We start from the raw sequence: 16,814 nt of genomic DNA, 5'->3' as shown, positions 1-16,814 counted from the left end.
GCCCCCTCAGATGCGTTCGATGACGGTGGCGGTCGCGTGCGCTCCACCGGCGCACATCGTGATCAGCGCGGTGGACTTCCCGGTCCGTTCCAGTTCGTGCAGGGCCTGGGTGATGAGCCGGGCGCCGGTGGAGCCGACGGCGTGACCGAGCGCGATGGCGCCGCCGTTGACGTTGACCTTGTCCAGGTCGGCCTTGTGGACCTGCGCCCAGGACAGGACCACGGAGGCGAAGGCCTCGTTGATCTCGACGAGATCGATGTCGGCGAGGGTCATCCCGGCCGTGCGCAGGACGCGTTCGGTCGCGGCGACCGGCCCGTCGAGGTGGTAGTACGGGTCGGAGCCGACCATGGCGGAGGCCACGATGCGGGCGCGGGGGCGGAGTCCCTCGCGGGCGGCGCGCTCCCGGCTCATGAGCAGGACGGCTGCGGCGCCGTCGCTGATCTGGGAGGAGTTCCCGGCGGTGTGGATGCCGTCGGGGAGGACCGGGCGCAGGGCGGCCAGGGCCTCGGCGGTGGTGTCCCGCAGCCCCTGGTCGCGGGTGACGGACACGGTCTCGCCGGTGGGCCCGTGGGGGCCGGTGACGGGGGCCCGGATCCCGATGATCTGCCGGTCGAAACGTCCTTCGGCCCAGGCGCGGGCGGCCTTCTGCTGGGAGGCGAGGCCGAGGGCGTCCGCGTCGGCCCTGGTGATGCCCCGGTTGCGGGCGATGCGTTCGGCGGCCGTGAACTGGTCGGGCATGTCCAGGGACGAGCTGTCCGGCACCGGGGAGCCGTTGCCGGGGGTCAGCGCGGCCCCGAGGAAGACCCGGCTCATGGACTCGACGCCGCAGCCGATGCCGGTCTCGATGGCGCCGGCGGCGATCAGGCCCGCGACCAGGTGCACGGCCTGCTGGGACGATCCGCAGGCGCAGTCGACGGTGGTGCACGCGGTGGTGTGCGGGAGTCCGCTGTGCAGCCAGGCGCCGCGGGTGACGTTGTTGGACTGTTCGCCGGCCTGGGTGACACAGCCCCCGATGACCTGCTCCACGGTGCCGGGCGCGATGCCCGCCCGCTCCACCAGGCCCTTCTGGGCGAGCCCGAGGAGTTCCGCCGGGTGGAGTCCGGACAGGACACCGCGGCGGCGGCCGACCGGTGTCCGTGCGGCTTCGACGATGACGGCCTCGGTCATGGCTCTCCGTAAGGGGTGAGGGGCCCGTTGGGGCCGGAACACTGATGGAGGAAAACTAGAATTTGTTCTCGAAATAGGCAAGGGTCAGTCCCGCTCAGTGGCTCGGCCCGCCCGAGGCACGGCCGTGCCCCACGGACCGGCACCCGGGGTGCGCCTGGTCCCAGGAGCGCCGGTACCGGTCAGTGGGACTCCCCCGCCCGCACGCCGGTGTACGCGCCTAGCGTCCGGACCCTGGAGACCAAGCGTCGCAAAGGGGATGAGAGCAACGTGAGCGCAGTCGAGTCGGCACACGACGACGTCAGGGCCATCGAAGCCACTGCGGCACCCACGCGTTTCGCGCGCGGCTGGCACTGCCTGGGCCTCGCGGAGAAGTTCAAGGACGGCAAACCGCACTCGGTCCGGGCCTTCGGCCAGAAGCTCGTGGTGTTCCGGGCGGGCGACGGCACGCTCAGCGTCCTGGACGCCTACTGCCGCCACATGGGCGGCGATCTCTCGCAGGGCACCGTCAAGGGCGATGAGGTCGCCTGCCCGTTCCACGACTGGCGGTGGGGCGGCGACGGCCGCTGCAAGCAGATCCCGTACTCCAAGAGGGTGCCGCTGCGGGCCCGCACGGCGGCCCGGACGACGCTGGACCAGGACGGCATGCTCTTCGTCTGGAACGACCCGGAGGGCAATCCCCCGCCCGCCGGCGTGACCATCCCCCGGATCGAGGGGGCGACGAGCGACGAGTGGACCGACTGGCTCTGGTACGAGACCGTCATCGACGCCAACTGCCGCGAAGTCGTCGACAACGTGGTGGACATGGCCCACTTCTTCTACGTCCACTACTCCTTCCCGACGTACTTCAAGAACGTCTTCGAGGGCCACACCGCCACCCAGCACATGCGCGCCACCGGCCGCCCCGACGCCCGTCCCCAGGAACAGGACGACAAGCCGAAGACCACCGGCAGCAACTCGGTGGCCTCCTACCACGGCCCGTCGTTCATGATCGACGACCTCACCTACCACTACGAGACGGGTGACACGCAGTCGGTGCTGATCAACTGCCACTATCCCGTCGACGCCGACCGGTTCGTGCTCCAGTACGGGATCATCGTGAAGCGCTCACCGTCCATGGCCGGCGACGCCGCCGATGAACTCGCCTCGGGCATGGGTCAGTTCATCAAGCTCGGCTTCGAGCAGGACATCCAGATCTGGCAGAACAAGGCGAGGATCGACAACCCCCTGCTCTGCGAGGAGGACGGCCCGGTCTACCAACTGCGCCGCTGGTACGAGCAGTTCTACGTGGACGTGGCCGACGTGAAGCCGGAGATGACCGACCGCTTCGAGTTCGAGCTGGACACCACGCGGCCGGTCGAGGCGTGGCAGAAGGAGGTCGAGGCGAACCTCGCCCGCAAGGCCGCCGCCGCCGAGGGCGGGCCGGTCTGATGCGGGTGGACAACCGGCTCGCCGACGGCGCACCGATGCGGTCGCTGGCCTGTGAGCGGTGCGCGGCGCAGGTGCTGGTCCGCAAGAGCAGCTGGCAGCAGACGAGTGTGCAGTGGGACGGCCGGGCCATGGCGCTCTGCGCGGAGCGCGATCCGGGCGGCAGTTCCTTCGAGGGCTGCGGGTCGCTGCGCGACACGATCCGCGAGGCCGCGCTGCGGGGCACGATCGAGCTCGCGGACGGGGGCGGCTCCGCCACCGGCACCCGATGATCACCGGCCGTGCCCCGCCGGGCCGGCGGCACGGCCGGCTGCCCCCGCCCCGCCGGTCTCGAACCCTCGTGACGTCTCGCGGTCGAGCCCGCCGGAACCCGCCCTCGTGACCTCAAGTGCGGTTGAGGCGGGAGGGTTGATGACCATGACACGGTTTCGCGATCTCGTTCAGCCCGCTGCCCGTACGGCCCTGATGAGTGAGTGGCTCACGGCCCACATCCACCTGACATCCGGTGGGGAGCGCGCGGTCGTGATCACCGAGTGGATCGGTGCCTCCGGCCGGACGGACGTCAAGTGGCCTTGCCGGGCGGGGTGAAGGCGGCCAGTGGCTCGGAGCCGGACCAGTCGTGGCCCCAGTAGCTGTCGGCGGTGATCTCCTCGGCCGTGTAGTGCCTCTCGTCGACGCGCATCCCGTCGCAGCCGTACTCGATGTCCCAGCCGCCGGGCGCGCGTACGTAGAACGACACCATCTTGTCGTTGGTGTGCCTGCCCAGCGTGGAGGAGAGCGAGAACCCCCGTTTGCCCACGTTGTCGAGGGCGCGGCCGACCGCGTCCAGGCTGTCCACCTCGACCATCAGGTGCACGAGTCCGGGTTCCTCGCCGTGCGGGGCGGGGCAGACGGCGAGGCTGTGGTGGCGTTCGTTGACGCCCATGAAGCGCACCCGGCGGGGCGGGGCGTCGGGCGACCGGCCGCTGAGCCGGATGCCGCCGCGCGGCAGGAAGCCGAGCACCTCGGTGTAGAAGGCGACGGTCTCGTCCGCGCAGGTGGTGGGCAGCACCACGTGCCCCATCCCCTGGCCGCCGGTGACGAACCGCTGGCCGAACCCGGTCAGGACGGGGCTGTGGTCGAGGACCGGGGCGAAGTACACCTCGACGGGCACTCCGGCCGGGTCGTCGAAGACGATGCCCTCCTCCACGCCCCGGTCGTCGGCCTCCGTGGCGGAGAGCGGCTTCACGGCCGTACCGGAGGCCTCGACAGCGCGGCCCACGGCGGCGAGCGCGAACTGGTCCCGTACCTCCCAGCCGACCGACAGCACCCGGTCGCTGTCGCCGGGCAGGACGACGAGCCGGGCGCGGCGCTCGTCCATGCGCAGGTACAGGCCGTCGGGGTCCGGCCCCGAGCCCTCGGCGAAGCCGAGGGCGTCCACGGTGAGTTCGCGCCAGCGGTCGATGTCACGTGTCTGGACCCGGAGGTATCCGAGTCCGCGGATCTGCGTCATGTGCGTTCCTCTCTGATCCCGCTGCGAGCAGAAGGTTTCTAGATCATCGAGCGCATCGGCCCGTGCGGCGGCTCGATGCCGATCTCCGTGAGCGCCGAGGCGTGGAAGACCGAGCCCGGTACGTGGATGGCGTGCGCGAGACCGGTGTGCGCGTCGCGCCAGAACCGCTGGATCGGGTTGTCCAGCCGCATCGCGTTGCCGCCGGAGCGGGCGACGATCTCGTCCACCGCGCGGACCGCCCGCCAGGCGGCGGCGGCCTGGGTGCGCCGGCCGACGGCCCGGCGCTCGAAGCTGATCTCCTGGCCGGCCGCCACCGCGTCGTACATCTGGCAGACGTTGTCCAGGAGCGCCGAGCGGGAGGCCGCGATCTCGGCCGCCGCGTCGCTGACGGCGTACAGGACGTACGGGTCGTCCCGCACGGCCTGGCCGGTGATCTGCACCCGGTCGCGCTGGTAGTCGAGGTGGCGGGCGAGTGCGCCCTCGCAGATCCCGATCACGGCGGCGGTGATGCCGAGCGGGAACGCGGCGGAGAACGGCAGCCGGTAGGCGGGGTTGGTCAGCCCGGACTCGGCGGCCAGGGACCCGTCCACGACCTTGGCGTACTCGATGACGCGGTGGGCGGGCACGAAGGCGTCCTTGACGATGACGTCCTTGCTGCCGGTGCCACGCAGCCCGACGACGTCCCACGAGTCGTCGACGATCTCGTAGTCGGCGCGCGGCAGGATGACGTGGACGGACTGCGGGGGGTTGATCCGGTTCCCGTCGCCGTCGGCGAGGAAACCGCCGAGGAAGATCCACCGGCAGTGGTCGGTGCCGGAGGAGAACTGCCAGCGGCCGTTGAAGACGTAGCCGCCGTCGACGGGCCTGAGCAGCCCCATCGGGGCGTACGGGGAGGCGATCCAGGTGTCGGGGTCCTCGCCCCAGATCTCCTCCTGGACCCGGGGGTCGGCCATCGCCATCTCCCACGGGTGGACGCCGACGACGCCCGCGACCCAGCCGGTGGCCCCGTCCAGGGAAGCGATCCTCATGACGGTCTCGGCGAACTCGCGCGGGTGCCGTTCGAGGCCGCCGTGGGTCCTGGGCTGGAGCATGCGGATCGCGCCGACATCGCGGAGGATCTTCGCCGCCTGGTCGTCGAGCCGGCCGAGCGCCTCGTTGGCGGGGCCGAGAGCGCGGATCTCGTCGGCGCGTGCTTCGACGGCTTCGAGTACCGGATTGGTCATGGCTGTTCTCACTTCCCCGGGGAGTTCTGGGCGGCGGTCGTGGCCCGGTTCCGCGCCGCGAGGGCGACCGCGATCTCGATGAGCTGGTCCTCCTGGCCGCCGACGAGCTTGCGGCGGCCTGCCTCCATGAGGATCTCGGCGCCGGACACCTGGTAGGCGGCGGCCTGACGGGCGGCGTGCTTCAGGAAGCTGGAGTAGACACCCGCGTAGCCCATCGTCAGGGACAGCCGGTCGAGCAGGCACTCGCCGTCCATGACGGGCCGCACCACGTCTTCGGCCGCGTCGATGATCTTCAGTACGTCGATGCCGGTACGGATGCCCAGCTTCTCGGCGACGGCGGCGAATCCCTCGACGGGCGTGTTGCCGGCGCCCGCACCGAAGCGGCGGGTCGATCCGTCGATCTGCAGGGCCCCGGCGCGCACCGCGAGCACGGAGTTGGCGACGCCGAGGCCGAGGTTCTCGTGGCCGTGGAAGCCGACCTGGGCGTCGTCCCCGAGTTCGGCGACCAGGGCGGCGACACGGTCGCTGGTCTGCTCCATGACGAGGGCGCCCGCGGAGTCGACCACGTAGACGCACTGGCAGCCGGCGTCGGCCATGATGCGGGCCTGCCGGGCCAGTTCCCCGGGCGGCCGGCTGTGCGACATCATCAGGAAGCCGACGGTCTCCAGGCCGAGTTCGCGGGCAAGACCGAAGTGCTGGACGGCGATGTCCGCTTCGGTGCAGTGCGTGGCGATCCGGCAGATCGCGGCGCCGTTGTCGGCGGCCTCGCGGATGTCGTCCTGGAGGCCGAGGCCGGGCAGCATCAGGAAGGCGATCCTCGCCCGGCGGGCGGTCTTCACCGCGGCCTTGATCAGCTCCTGTTCGGGGGTGTGGCTGAAGCCGTAGTTGAAGGAGGACCCGCCGAGACCGTCGCCGTGCGTGACCTCGATGACGGGGACGCCCGCGTCGTCGAGTGCGGCGACTACGGAGGTGACGTGGTCGACGGTGAACTGGTGCTGCTTGGCATGTGATCCGTCCCTGAGGGACGAGTCGGTGACCCGGATGTCCAGGTCGGAGCTGTAGGGCATGACGCGTGTACTCCTCGGTGTGCGGGCGGTCAGGCGCCGGCGCGGCGGGCGGTGATCCGCTGGGCGAAGCCCTCGCCGACCCTGGTGGCGGCGGCGGTCATGATGTCGAGGTTTCCGGAGTACGGCGGCAGGAAGTCGCCCGCGCCCTCAACCTCGATGAACACCGCGACCCGGGCGAACCCGCCGCTGACCGCGGTCGGATCGTCGAACTGCGGCTCGGCGCGCAGCCGGTAGCCGGGTACGTACGCGGCGACGCGGGCGACGGTCTGCGTGATCGACGTGGTGACGGCGTCCCGGTCGGCGTCGGTGGGGACGGCGCAGAAGACGGTGTCCTGCATCAGCATCGGCGGCTCGGCCGGGTTGAGGATGATGATGGCCTTGCCCTTGGCGGCGCCGCCGATCGTCTCGATGCCCCGGCTGGTGGTGAGCGTGAACTCGTCGATGTTGGCGCGGGTACCGGGGCCGGCGGACGGCGAGGCGACGCTCGCGACGATCTCCGCGTAGGCGACCTCGGTGACCCGGGAGACGGCGTGCACGATCGGGATGGTGGCCTGTCCCCCACAGGTGATGAGGGAGACGTTCGGCGCGTCGAGGTGGTCGCCGAGGTTGACGGCCGGCACGACCGCCGGGCCGAGCGCGGCGGGTGTCAGGTCGATGGCCTGGATGCCGAGTTCGGCGTACTTGGGTGCGTTGGCCCGGTGGACGTACGCGGACGTGGCCTCGAAGACCAGGTCCGGCCGCTCCTCGCCGGCCAGCAGGGCGTCGACGCCGTCGGCGCTGGTGTGCAGGCCGTGGTCGGCGGCGCGCTTGAGGCCGGGACTCTGCTCGTCGATGCCGATCATCCAGCGCGGCTCGATGTCGTGCGAGCGCAGGAGTTTGTACATCAGGTCGGTGCCGATGTTGCCGGATCCGACGATCGCGGCGGTCGCCTTGGTCACGGTTCGAACCTCATCCGGGTCGAGTGGGAGCGGGAGAACAGGTGCGGAGGGGGTGGCTCAGCCGTCGTAGGTGGCCTTCAGCCGGTCGCTGAGCGGGCGCGCCTGGCAGGCGAGGATCAGTCCGTCGGCGAGGTCGGTCGCGTCGAGGACCTCGTTGCGTTCCATGGCCACCTCGCCCTCGGTGAGGACGCAGGCGCAGGCGCTGCAACTGCCCTCCCGGCAGGAGTACGGGGCGTCCAGTCCGGCGGCGAGCAGCACGTCGAGCAACGGTGTGTCCCGCGGCCATCGGACGGTGTGGCGCACCCCGTCCAGTTCCACCTCGGCCGTGCCGGCGGGCCCGGTGGTGTCCCGCTCCGGCACGGGCTCGCGCTCGGCGAACGGGTCGCCGGACAGCGAGGTGAACCGCTCCACCGTGATCAGGCGCGGTGGCACGCCCAGTGCGGTGAGCGCGCCGGTGGCCAGGTCCATGAAGGGGCCGGGCCCGCAGACGTAGGCGGGGCACCCCGCGTACGGGCCGGCGAGGGCCCAAAGACCGGATGCGGTGGGGCGGCCCCGGACGGACTCCAGCCAGTGCAGGACCGTGAGCCGGTGGCCGTACTCCCTCTCCAGGGCGGCCAGTTCGTCGCGGAAGATCACGGATCGCTCGTCGCGGTTGGCGTAGAGCAGGGTGACGGTGCCGGTCCCCGCGTGCAGGGCGGAGGTGAGGATCGACATCACGGGCGTGATGCCGCTGCCCGCGGCGAGCAGCAGGAAGTCGCCGTCGAGCGAGGCGGGGGTGAAGGTGCCCGCGGGACGCAGCACCTCCAGGGTGTCGCCCTCGGTGACGTGGTCGCAGATCCAGTGGGAGGCGTAGCCGCCGGCGGTGCGCTTGACGGTGACCTTCAGCTGCTGGTCGCGTACCGGGGAGCTGCACAGCGAGTAGCAGCGGGCGGCTCCGCCGGGGCGCTCGGACGGCACCCGGACGGTGAGGAACTGGCCCGGTTCGTAGGCGAACGCGTCCCGGTCCCCGTCGGCGGGCTCCAGGACCAGCGAGTGCGCGTCGTCCGTCTCCCGGATCACCTTGACGACGCGTACGGTCAGCGGCGCCGGGCTCATGGCGCGCCTCCGGTGCTGCCTGCCCCGGCGGACGGGGCCGCGCGGGCGGTGGCCGCGTGCCGGGCCGCGATGTAGCCGAACACGATGGACGGGCCGATGGTGGCGCCCGGTCCCGCGTATTCGTTGGCCATCACGGACGCGGAGGTGTTGCCGGTGGCGTACAGCCCGGCGATGGCCGAACCGTCCTCGCGCAGGACCTGGCTGTGCTCGTCGCAGACGAGTCCGCCCTTGGTGCCGAGGTCGCCGACCTCGATCCGGATCGCGTAGTAGGGGGCCCGGTCGAGCCGGTCGAGGTTGGGGTTCTTGAGTGTCGGGTCGCCGTAGTAGCGGTCGTAGGCGCTGTCGCCGCGCCCGAAGTCGGTGTCCCGGCCGGTCCGGGCGAAGCCGTTGAACCGTTCGACGGTGGCGGTGAGCGCGTCCTCGGGGACTTCGATCATCCGGGCGAGTTCGGCGATGCTGTCCGCGCGGTGGACGGTGCCGTTCTCGTAGAACGCCCTGGGGAACGGCATACCGGGCAGGATCTGGGCGAACGGGTAGCGGGCGCGGGCCTTGGCGTCCATCACGAACCATGCGGGTGTGTGCCCGCCCTCGATCTGGTCGTGAACGAAGTTCACGTACGGCGAGGACTCGTTGGTGAAGCGCCTGCCGTCGCCGGAGACGATCACCGATGGGGGGATGCACCGTTCGGAGACGAGCGGAACCGTCGCCCCGGACGGGTGGTGCACGGACGGCATCCACCAGGCGTCGTCCATGAAGTCGAGGGCGGCACCGAGTTCCTGACCGGCGATGATGCCGTCGCCGACATTCTCGACGGCTCCGGCGCTGTGGTTGTCCCGGCCGCCCTCTGGGAGGTACTTCTCGCGCATCTCCTGGTTGTGGTCAAAACCGCCGGTGGCGAGGAGAACGCCGTGCCTGGCGCCGACGCGCACAGACCTGCCGTCCCGGTCGACGACGACTCCGGTGACCCTGCCGCCCGGGTCGGTGACGAGCCCGGTCATCGGGCTGCGCAGCCACACGGGGACTCCGGCCTCCTTGAGGGCCATGCGCATCCGTGCGACCAGTGCCCGGCCGCCGGTCGCCATGTGGCGGCGGCGCACCATGTTGGACGAGACGCGCCAGGCGGCGATCACGGAGGCCCAGCGGCCGCGCCAGGTCCGCTTGACCATGGCGAGGTCCCGGTAGTCCTTCGCGGTGATCCACAGTCCGAGCGGGCCCTTGAGGCTGTTGGGCCGCTGGTGCCTCTCGTCCTCGCCGAGCTCGCGGGTGTCGAAGGGCAGCGCCTCGACGGACCGGCCGAGCGGGCGGCCGCCCTCGTACTCGGGGTGGTAGTCGGCGTATCCCTTGACCCAGAAGAAGCGCAACCAGCGGCTCCTGCCGAGCAGTTCCATCGCGGCCGGTCCCTGGTCGACGTAGGCGTCGAGGCGGGCGCCCGGTACCCGGTCACCGGTGAGCCGGTCGAGGTAGCGGCGCACGGAGGCCCGGCTGTCGTCGTGGCCCCTGGCCCGCAGGGTCGGGTTGTTGGGGATCCAGATACCGCCGCCGGAGATCCCGGTCGTGCCGCCGTACATCGCGCCCTTCTCGACCACGACGGTGGTCAGGCCGCTGTCGGCCGCGGTCAGTGCGGCGGCCATGCCGCCCCCGCCGCTGCCGACCACGACGAAGTCGAACTCCTCGTCCCAGGCTTCCCGGGCCCCGGCACTCACGCCGCGTCCTCGCGGGTGAGGAAGGCGAGGACCGCGCTCTCCCAGGCGGCCTTCTGTTCGATCATCACCCAGTGCCCGCAGTCGGGGAAGACGTGCAGTTCCGCGTCCGGAATGGTGCGCATCGGCAGGATCGACATGTCGACCGGGCTGACCCGGTCGTCGCGGCCCCAGGTGAGCAGGGTCTTCGCCCGGAGCCGGTGCAGCATGGTCCAGTACGGTTGCTCGTCGGCCGCGGCGGCGTCGGCGGCCCGTGCGGCGAACGCCTCGCTGCCGTACATCAGCCGGGCACTGGCGAGCGTCTCCGGGTCGGTGGCCTGTGCCCACCGCTCCTCGATGAGTTCCTCGGTCACCAGGGACGGGTCGTGCACCATGGAGTTGAGCCAGCGGATCAGGCGCTCGCGGGTCGGTGCGTCGGTGAACTCCGTGAGGAGCTTGATGCCTTCGCCGGGCCCCGGGCTGAACAGGTTCCGGCCGATGCCGCCGATCGTGACGAGGCGGCGTACCCGGTCCGGGTGGGCGAGGGCGAACCTCGTGCCGACGATGCCGCCCATGGAGTTGCCGACGATGTCGGTCCGCCGGAGGCCGAGCCCGTCCAGGAACCGGGTCACGGACGCGGCGGCCGTGGCCATGGGGTGGCCGTCGGCCGGGTCGCTGACCCCGAACCCGGGGAACTCCAGGACGAGACAGCGGAAGTGCTCGGCGAACGCGGCCAGGTTGTGCCGGTAGTTGCGCCAGCCCGTGACCCCGGGTCCGGATCCGTGCAACAGGAGCAGGGGCGGGCCGTCGCCGGCCTCGTGGTAGCGCAGCACGCCCTGATCGGTCGCGAGCTCGCGCAATGTGGAGTCGTGGCTCAGCTCCGTCATCATCCCTGCCTCGATTGACCTCGGTGTTCGGTGGGCCGGTTGGCCAGGTGGGTCCGTGCGGCCGTGGGTGCCGTGCGCACAGTTCCTGGACGGTAGCCACGCCCCGAGGGAGTGCGCGGCGGCCGTCTCGGTCAGCGGGATGCGCACGGTCACGGGGCCGCCGGCGGCCTCGGAGGCCCCGCGGCAGGCGGCGTTCCACTGATCGGGAGCGCGTTCCCGGCGGGCCCGGCCGGTGTCCTAGCTTCGGCCCCCTGCCCGGCCCCGGGCACACCACCGCACCGTCCCCGTCGAGGTGAACCCGATGACCGCAGAGTCCCTGTCCGCGCCCGAGGCCTGTGAGGAGACCGAGGCTGGTGAGGAGACCGAGCCGACGCCCCTGCGGATGAGGCGCACCATGGGGACCTTCGCCTCGGGGGTCACGGTGGTGACGGGGATCGGCCGGGACGGTGATCCGGCCGGCTTCGCCTGCCAGTCCTTCGCGTCCGTGTCGCTCGAACCGGCCCTGGTGCTCTTCTGCGCCGACCACCGGGGGCGCGCGTGGCCGAGGATCAGGGAGTCGGGGCGGTTCGCCGTGAACATCCTGGCCGAGGAACAGTCGGACCTCTGCGGCCGGTTCGGGTCGGCTCGGGGCCGCAAGTTCGAGGGGCTGGACTGGGAGGTGTCCCGCTGGGGAACGCCGTCGCTGCCCGGCGTCCTGACCCGGGTGCACGCCGATGTCCAGGACGTGCGCGGCGCGGGCGACCACGACGTGGTGGTGGGCCGGGTCCTGGCTCTGGAGGCCGTCACCGATCAGCGGCCGATGCTCTTCTTCCGCGGCGGCTTCGGCGTCGGGGGCCCGGTGGCCGCGGTCCCCGACCCGTGGGGCTGGGGCGACCACTGGGGGTGAGGAGCGGCGGACGCCGGTGGGCCGGGCCCCCGTTCCGTATACGGCCTCCTGCCGGCGGACCGCGGTCCACTGCCCGGAGGCCGCCCGCGCTCTACTGCCAGTCGCCGTACTGTCCTGCGGCCAGCAGCCGGTCCATGGCCTGCGGGGACCAGGTCTCCTCCGGCGCGGCCGCCGCACGCCGCGCCCCCCTGACCGGCGCCTGCGGCTCGGGGAACAGTTCGCGGGACACCTGCCGGGCCGCGTCCACGACCAGCGGTGCGACCTTCTCCAGCGGGGACAGGGCATCCCCCACCAGCGAGACCGCCGCGACCGGCCCCTCGGGGCCGCGCACGGCGGTGGCGACACAGGCGATGTCGGGGAAGCACTCGCCGCGTTCGAAGGCCAGGCCGTGACGGCGCCGGATGCGGTTGAGTTCCTGGTGGAGGGTGCCGAGGTCGGAGATGGTGTGCCGGGTCAGCCGGCCGATGGCACCGGCCGCCCTGGCCTCGACGTCCTCCGGTTCGAGCCAGGCCAGCATGGCCTTGCCGAGCGCGGTCGAATGAGCGGGGGCCCGGCCGCCGACGCGGGACGGGACCGCCGCGGCGAAGCGGCCGCCGACCTTGTCGAGGTAGTGCACCTCCGCACCGTCCAGGACGGCCAGATGGACGACCAGGCCGGTCTTGATCTGCAGGTGGTGCAGCCGGGCGGCGGCGGCCTCACGGATCCTGCTGTGCGCGCCGTCCCCGCCGCCGAGGCCGAGGGCGCGGCGCCCGAGCCCGTAGCCGAGTCCGGTGTGTTCGAGCCAGCGCAGCCGTACGAGCTGGTCGAGTATCCGGTGCGCCGTCGACCGGGGCAGCCGCGTGGACCTGGCCACTTCCTCCAGCGACAGCCGGGCGGTCCGGCCCTCGAAGACGTCCATGATCAGCGTCACCCGCTCGACCATCGACGGTGGCAGCTCGCGACGGTCCGGCACATGCACATCGAGAGCCTCATGGACAGCCGTCATGGGAGCCTCCAGTCACAGACTGAAATGAATTCTTGTTTTCCGGAATGTAACAGCGCCCCCCGAGCCCAGTGAAGACATGCGCGCACCCTCTTTTCGCCGCGCGGGGCACCGCCGGCCCTGCGGGCCCCCGCCGCCGCACGACCGGGCGCCTGCGCACCGTTGAGCCGGTCGATTGCCGACGAACCGTCATGAACCGGGAAATCTCCGGGTCCGTCCCACGTGACGCAGACCATCCTCTGTGTCCGCGATCTCTGGGTAGGTCTCCGGTACGGTGTCGAACGCTTCGGGCCCGAGAATCCACGGAGCAGTCCGCCGCCGAGTGACCACGGGACGCCCACCGGCGCACCCGTGCGACATCGCCCGTCCTGACGCCACGCGCTCGTGACACGACTGGGGAGTTTGATGTTCGACAAGGTATTGGTCGCCAACCGTGGAGAGATCGCGATCCGCGCGTTTCGCGCGGCGTTCGAGCTCGGGATCTCCACGGTGGCCGTGTATCCCCACGAGGACCGCAACTCCCTCCACCGGGCCAAGGCCGACGAGGCCTACCGGATCGGTGAGACCGGCCATCCCGTGCGCGCCTACCTCTCGGTCGACGAGGTCATCAAGGCCGCCCGGAAGGCGGGCGCCGACGCGATCTACCCGGGCTACGGCTTCCTGTCGGAGAACCCGGACCTCGCGGCCGCGTGCTCCGCGGCCGGCATCACGTTCGTCGGACCACCGGCCTCGGTGCTGAACCTGACCGGGAACAAGTCCCGGGCGGTCGCCGCCGCCCGGGAGGCCGGCGTGCCGGTCCTGAAGTCCTCCGAACCCTCCGAGGACGTCGACGCGCTCGTCGCCGCCGCCGACGGCATCGGCTTCCCGGTCTTCGTCAAGGCCGTCGCGGGCGGCGGCGGACGCGGCATGCGCCGGGTCGCCGAGGCCGGCGAACTGCGCGAGTCCATCGACGCGGCCATGCGCGAGGCACGCTCGTCCTTCGGCGACGCGACGGTCTTCCTGGAGCAGGCGGTGATCAACCCCCGCCACATCGAGGTGCAGATCCTCGCCGACGCCGAGGGCAACGTCGTGCACCTCTACGAGCGGGACTGCTCGCTCCAGCGCCGCCACCAGAAGGTCGTCGAGATCGCGCCCGCCCCGAACCTCGACCCCGAGCTGCGGGACCGGATCTGCGCCGACGCCGTCGCCTTCGCCCACCACATCGGCTACGTGAACGCGGGCACGGTCGAGTTCCTCGTCGACGAGCGCGGCAACCACGTCTTCATCGAGATGAACCCGCGCATCCAGGTCGAGCACACCGTGACCGAGCAGGTCACCGGCCGCGACCTGGTGATCGCCCAGCTCCGCATCGCGGCGGGCATGACGCTGCCCGAACTGAACCTCACCCAGGCCGACATCACCCTCAACGGCACGGCGATGCAGTGCCGCATCACCACCGAGGACCCGGCCAACGGCTTCCGGCCGGACACCGGCACCATCTCCGCCTACCGCTCCCCCGGCGGACCCGGGGTGCGGCTGGACGGCGGCACCGTCCACACCGGCGCGGAGGTGTCCGCCCACTTCGACTCGATGCTCGTCAAACTCACCTGCCACGGACACGACTTCACCAACGCGGCCCGCAGGGCGCGCCGGGCCATCGCGGAGTTCCGCATCCGGGGTGTGGCGACCAACCTGCCGTTCCTGGGCGCCGTGCTGGACCAGCCCGACTTCCGGGCGGGACACATCACGACGAGTTTCATCGAGGAACACCCGGAGCTGATCCGGGCCCGCCCCTCGGCCGACCGCGGCAGCCGCATGCTCGGCTACCTCGCCGAGACCACCGTCAACCGGCCGTACGGCCCCCGTCCCTCCGTCATCGACCCGGCGGACAAACTGCCGGTCCTGCCGGCCGGGACACCGCCGGACGGTTCCCGGCAGCGCCTCGCGGCCCTCGGCCCGGAGGCCTTCGCCGCCGAGCTGCGCGCCCAGTCGGCCGTCGCCGTCACCGACACGACGTTCCGCGACGCCCATCAGTCGCTGCTGGCCACCCGGGTGAGGACCCGGGACCTGCTCGCCGTCGCACCCCACGTCGCCCGGACCGCACCGCAGCTGCTGAGCCTCGAATGCTGGGGAGGTGCCACCTACGACGTGGCGCTGCGCTTCCTCGCAGAGGACCCGTGGGAACGGCTGGTGAAGATCCGGGAGGCCGTGCCCAACATCTGCACCCAGATGCTGCTGCGCGGCCGCAACACGGTCGGCTACACGCCCTACCCCACCGAGGTCACCGAGGCGTTCGTCGCCGAGGCCGCGACCGCCGGAATGGACATCTTCCGGATCTTCGACGCCCTCAACGACGTGTCCCAGATGCGTCCGGCGATCGACGCCGTACGCGCCACCGGCACCTCGGTCGCCGAGGTGGCGCTCTGCTACACCGCGGACCTCTCCGACCCCGGCGAGACCCTGTACACACTGGACTACTACCTGCGTCTGGCCGAACAGATCGTGGACGCGGGCGCCCATGTGCTCGCCATCAAGGACATGGCCGGGCTGCTGCGCCCGCCCGCCGCCCGCACCCTCGTCACCGCGCTGCGCGAGCGGTTCGACCTGCCGGTCCATCTGCACACCCACGACACGGCCGGCGGGCAGCTCGGCACGCTGATCGCCGCCATCGACGCGGGCGTGGACGCGGTGGACGCGGCGGTCGCCTCCATGGCCGGCACCACCAGCCAGCCCCCGCTCTCCGCGCTGGTGGCCGCCACCGACCACACCGAGCGCGCGACGGGCCTCTCCCTCCAGGCCGTCGGAGACCTGGAGCCCTACTGGGAGGCGACCCGCAAGGTCTACGCCCCCTTCGAGTCCGGACTCGCCTCGCCCACCGGCCGGATCTACCACCACGAGATCCCCGGCGGTCAGCTGTCCAACCTGCGCCAGCAGGCCATCGCCCTCGGCCTGGGCGACCGCTTCGAACTCATCGAGGACTGCTACGCCGCGGCCGACCGCATGCTGGGCCGGCTGGTGAAGGTGACGCCGTCCTCGAAGGTCGTCGGCGACCTGGCGCTGCACCTGGTGGGCGCGGGGGTGGAGGCGGCCGACTTCGAGTCCGACCCGGGCAAGTTCGACGTACCGGACTCCGTGATCGGGTTCCTGCGCGGCGAGCTGGGCGACCCGCCCGGCGGCTGGCCCGAGCCGTTCCGCACCCGGGCGCTCCAGGGCCGGCCGGCGAAGTCCGCGACGCCTCGGTTGTCGGACGAGGACCGCGAGGGGCTGAAGCAGTCGCCGCGCGCGACCCTGAACCGGCTGCTGTTCCCGGGCCCGACGAAGGAGTTCGACGCGCACCGCGAGACGTACGGGGACACTTCCGTCCTGCCCACCCAGGACTTCCTGTACGGGCTGGAGACGGAGACCGAGCACACCGTCACGCTCGACCCCGGTGTCACCCTGCTGATCGAGCTGGAGGCCATCTCCGAGGCCGACGAGCGCGGGTACCGCAGCGTACTGGCCACCCTCAACGGGCAGTTGCGTCCGGTGTCGGTGCGGGACCGGTCCGTCGCCACCGAGGTCAAGGCCGCCGAGAAGGCGGACCGCGGCAACGCGGGCCATGTCGCGGCGCCGTTCGCCGGGGTCGTCACCCTCCAGGTGGAGGAGGGCGCCTCGGTGTCGGCCGGTCAGACAGTCGCCACCATCGAGGCGATGAAGATGGAGGCCTCGATCACTGCCCAGGCCGCCGGGGTGGTGCGACGCCTCGCGATCGGCAGGGTCCAGCAGGTCGAGGCGGGCGATCTGCTCATCGAGACCGCCTGAGCCACCGGACCGGACTCCGGCCCCGGACAGCGCGGCGTCCGGTCCCCGCGGGCGCCTGCGCGCACCGGGGGCCGGACGTCCGACGGCCGGGTGCTGTCACGCGTCGTCGTCGTTGACCCAGCTCATGAGCTTGCGCAGCTCGCGGCCGGTGGTCTCCAGCAGGTGGTCGCTGTCGGCCTTCTTGTACTCGTTG

The 16,814-nt window shown here is 71.7% G+C and carries 13 protein-coding genes; 4 read left to right on the top strand and 9 right to left on the bottom strand.

Annotated features, from left to right (window positions below; genetic code table 11):
- Positions 1-6: 6 nt before the first annotated feature.
- Positions 7-1,167, bottom strand: a complete 1,161-nt coding sequence (locus tag AB0I52_RS12965; RefSeq protein WP_363071812.1) for a steroid 3-ketoacyl-CoA thiolase — start codon at positions 1,165-1,167, stop codon at positions 7-9.
- A 267-nt stretch (positions 1,168-1,434) separates the two neighbouring features.
- Between AB0I52_RS12965 and AB0I52_RS12960 the strand changes: the two genes are divergently transcribed.
- Together AB0I52_RS12960 and AB0I52_RS12955 are read left to right on the top strand one after the other, a co-directional pair.
- Positions 1,435-2,595 carry a Rieske 2Fe-2S domain-containing protein gene (locus AB0I52_RS12960; RefSeq protein WP_363071810.1) on the top strand — a complete coding sequence of 387 codons (1,161 nt, stop codon included), beginning with the start codon at positions 1,435-1,437 and terminating at the stop codon, positions 2,593-2,595.
- Complete coding sequence (locus AB0I52_RS12955; protein WP_363071808.1) at positions 2,595-2,864, top strand: ferredoxin; 270 nt, start codon at positions 2,595-2,597, stop codon at positions 2,862-2,864. The genes AB0I52_RS12960 and AB0I52_RS12955 overlap by 1 nt, the downstream gene beginning before the upstream one ends.
- A gap of 290 nt (positions 2,865-3,154) precedes the next feature.
- Here AB0I52_RS12955 and AB0I52_RS12950 read toward each other — a convergent pair whose 3' ends face one another.
- Genes AB0I52_RS12950 through AB0I52_RS12920 form a run of 7 tightly spaced genes read right to left on the bottom strand, consistent with a single transcriptional unit; the run spans position 3,155 to position 10,973 of the window.
- Positions 3,155-4,084: a VOC family protein gene (locus AB0I52_RS12950; protein WP_363071806.1), complete on the bottom strand. Its 930-nt coding sequence runs from the start codon at positions 4,082-4,084 to the stop codon at positions 3,155-3,157.
- 38 nt (positions 4,085-4,122) lie between these two features.
- Positions 4,123-5,307, bottom strand: a complete 1,185-nt coding sequence (locus AB0I52_RS12945; protein ID WP_363071804.1) for an acyl-CoA dehydrogenase family protein — start codon at positions 5,305-5,307, stop codon at positions 4,123-4,125.
- A gap of 8 nt (positions 5,308-5,315) precedes the next feature.
- On the bottom strand, positions 5,316-6,374 hold the full coding sequence (gene dmpG, locus AB0I52_RS12940) for a 4-hydroxy-2-oxovalerate aldolase (protein WP_363071802.1): 1,059 nt from the start codon (positions 6,372-6,374) through the stop codon (positions 5,316-5,318).
- 29 nt (positions 6,375-6,403) lie between these two features.
- Positions 6,404-7,312, bottom strand: coding sequence for an acetaldehyde dehydrogenase (acetylating) (locus AB0I52_RS12935; protein WP_363071800.1), 909 nt, complete (start codon positions 7,310-7,312; stop codon positions 6,404-6,406).
- A gap of 57 nt (positions 7,313-7,369) precedes the next feature.
- Positions 7,370-8,407: a ferredoxin--NADP reductase gene (locus AB0I52_RS12930; RefSeq protein ID WP_363071798.1), complete on the bottom strand. Its 1,038-nt coding sequence runs from the start codon at positions 8,405-8,407 to the stop codon at positions 7,370-7,372.
- Entirely contained in the window at positions 8,404-10,110 is a 1,707-nt protein-coding gene (locus AB0I52_RS12925) for an FAD-binding protein (protein ID WP_363071797.1), read from the bottom strand. The genes AB0I52_RS12930 and AB0I52_RS12925 overlap by 4 nt, the downstream gene beginning before the upstream one ends.
- On the bottom strand, positions 10,107-10,973 hold the full coding sequence (locus tag AB0I52_RS12920; RefSeq protein ID WP_363071795.1) for an alpha/beta fold hydrolase: 867 nt from the start codon (positions 10,971-10,973) through the stop codon (positions 10,107-10,109). Before AB0I52_RS12920 ends, AB0I52_RS12925 begins: the two co-directional genes overlap by 4 nt.
- 301 nt (positions 10,974-11,274) lie before the next feature.
- Here AB0I52_RS12920 and AB0I52_RS12915 point away from each other — a divergent pair, with 301 nt between their 5' ends.
- Positions 11,275-11,859, top strand: a complete 585-nt coding sequence (locus tag AB0I52_RS12915; protein ID WP_363071793.1) for a flavin reductase family protein — start codon at positions 11,275-11,277, stop codon at positions 11,857-11,859.
- A 91-nt stretch (positions 11,860-11,950) separates the two neighbouring features.
- On the opposite strand, the gene AB0I52_RS12910 is transcribed toward AB0I52_RS12915, so the two are convergent.
- Entirely contained in the window at positions 11,951-12,781 is an 831-nt protein-coding gene (locus tag AB0I52_RS12910; RefSeq protein ID WP_363072043.1) for an IclR family transcriptional regulator, read from the bottom strand.
- A 465-nt stretch (positions 12,782-13,246) separates the two neighbouring features.
- Here AB0I52_RS12910 and AB0I52_RS12905 point away from each other — a divergent pair, with 465 nt between their 5' ends.
- Positions 13,247-16,621, top strand: coding sequence for a pyruvate carboxylase (locus tag AB0I52_RS12905; RefSeq protein ID WP_363071791.1), 3,375 nt, complete (start codon positions 13,247-13,249; stop codon positions 16,619-16,621).
- Positions 16,622-16,814 lie beyond the last annotated feature (193 nt).

Origin of the sequence: Streptomyces sp. NPDC050423, assembly GCF_040655445.1 — a bacterium.
Lineage (GTDB): Bacteria > Actinomycetota > Actinomycetes > Streptomycetales > Streptomycetaceae > Streptomyces.
This window is presented reverse-complemented; position numbering and strand designations above follow the sequence as displayed.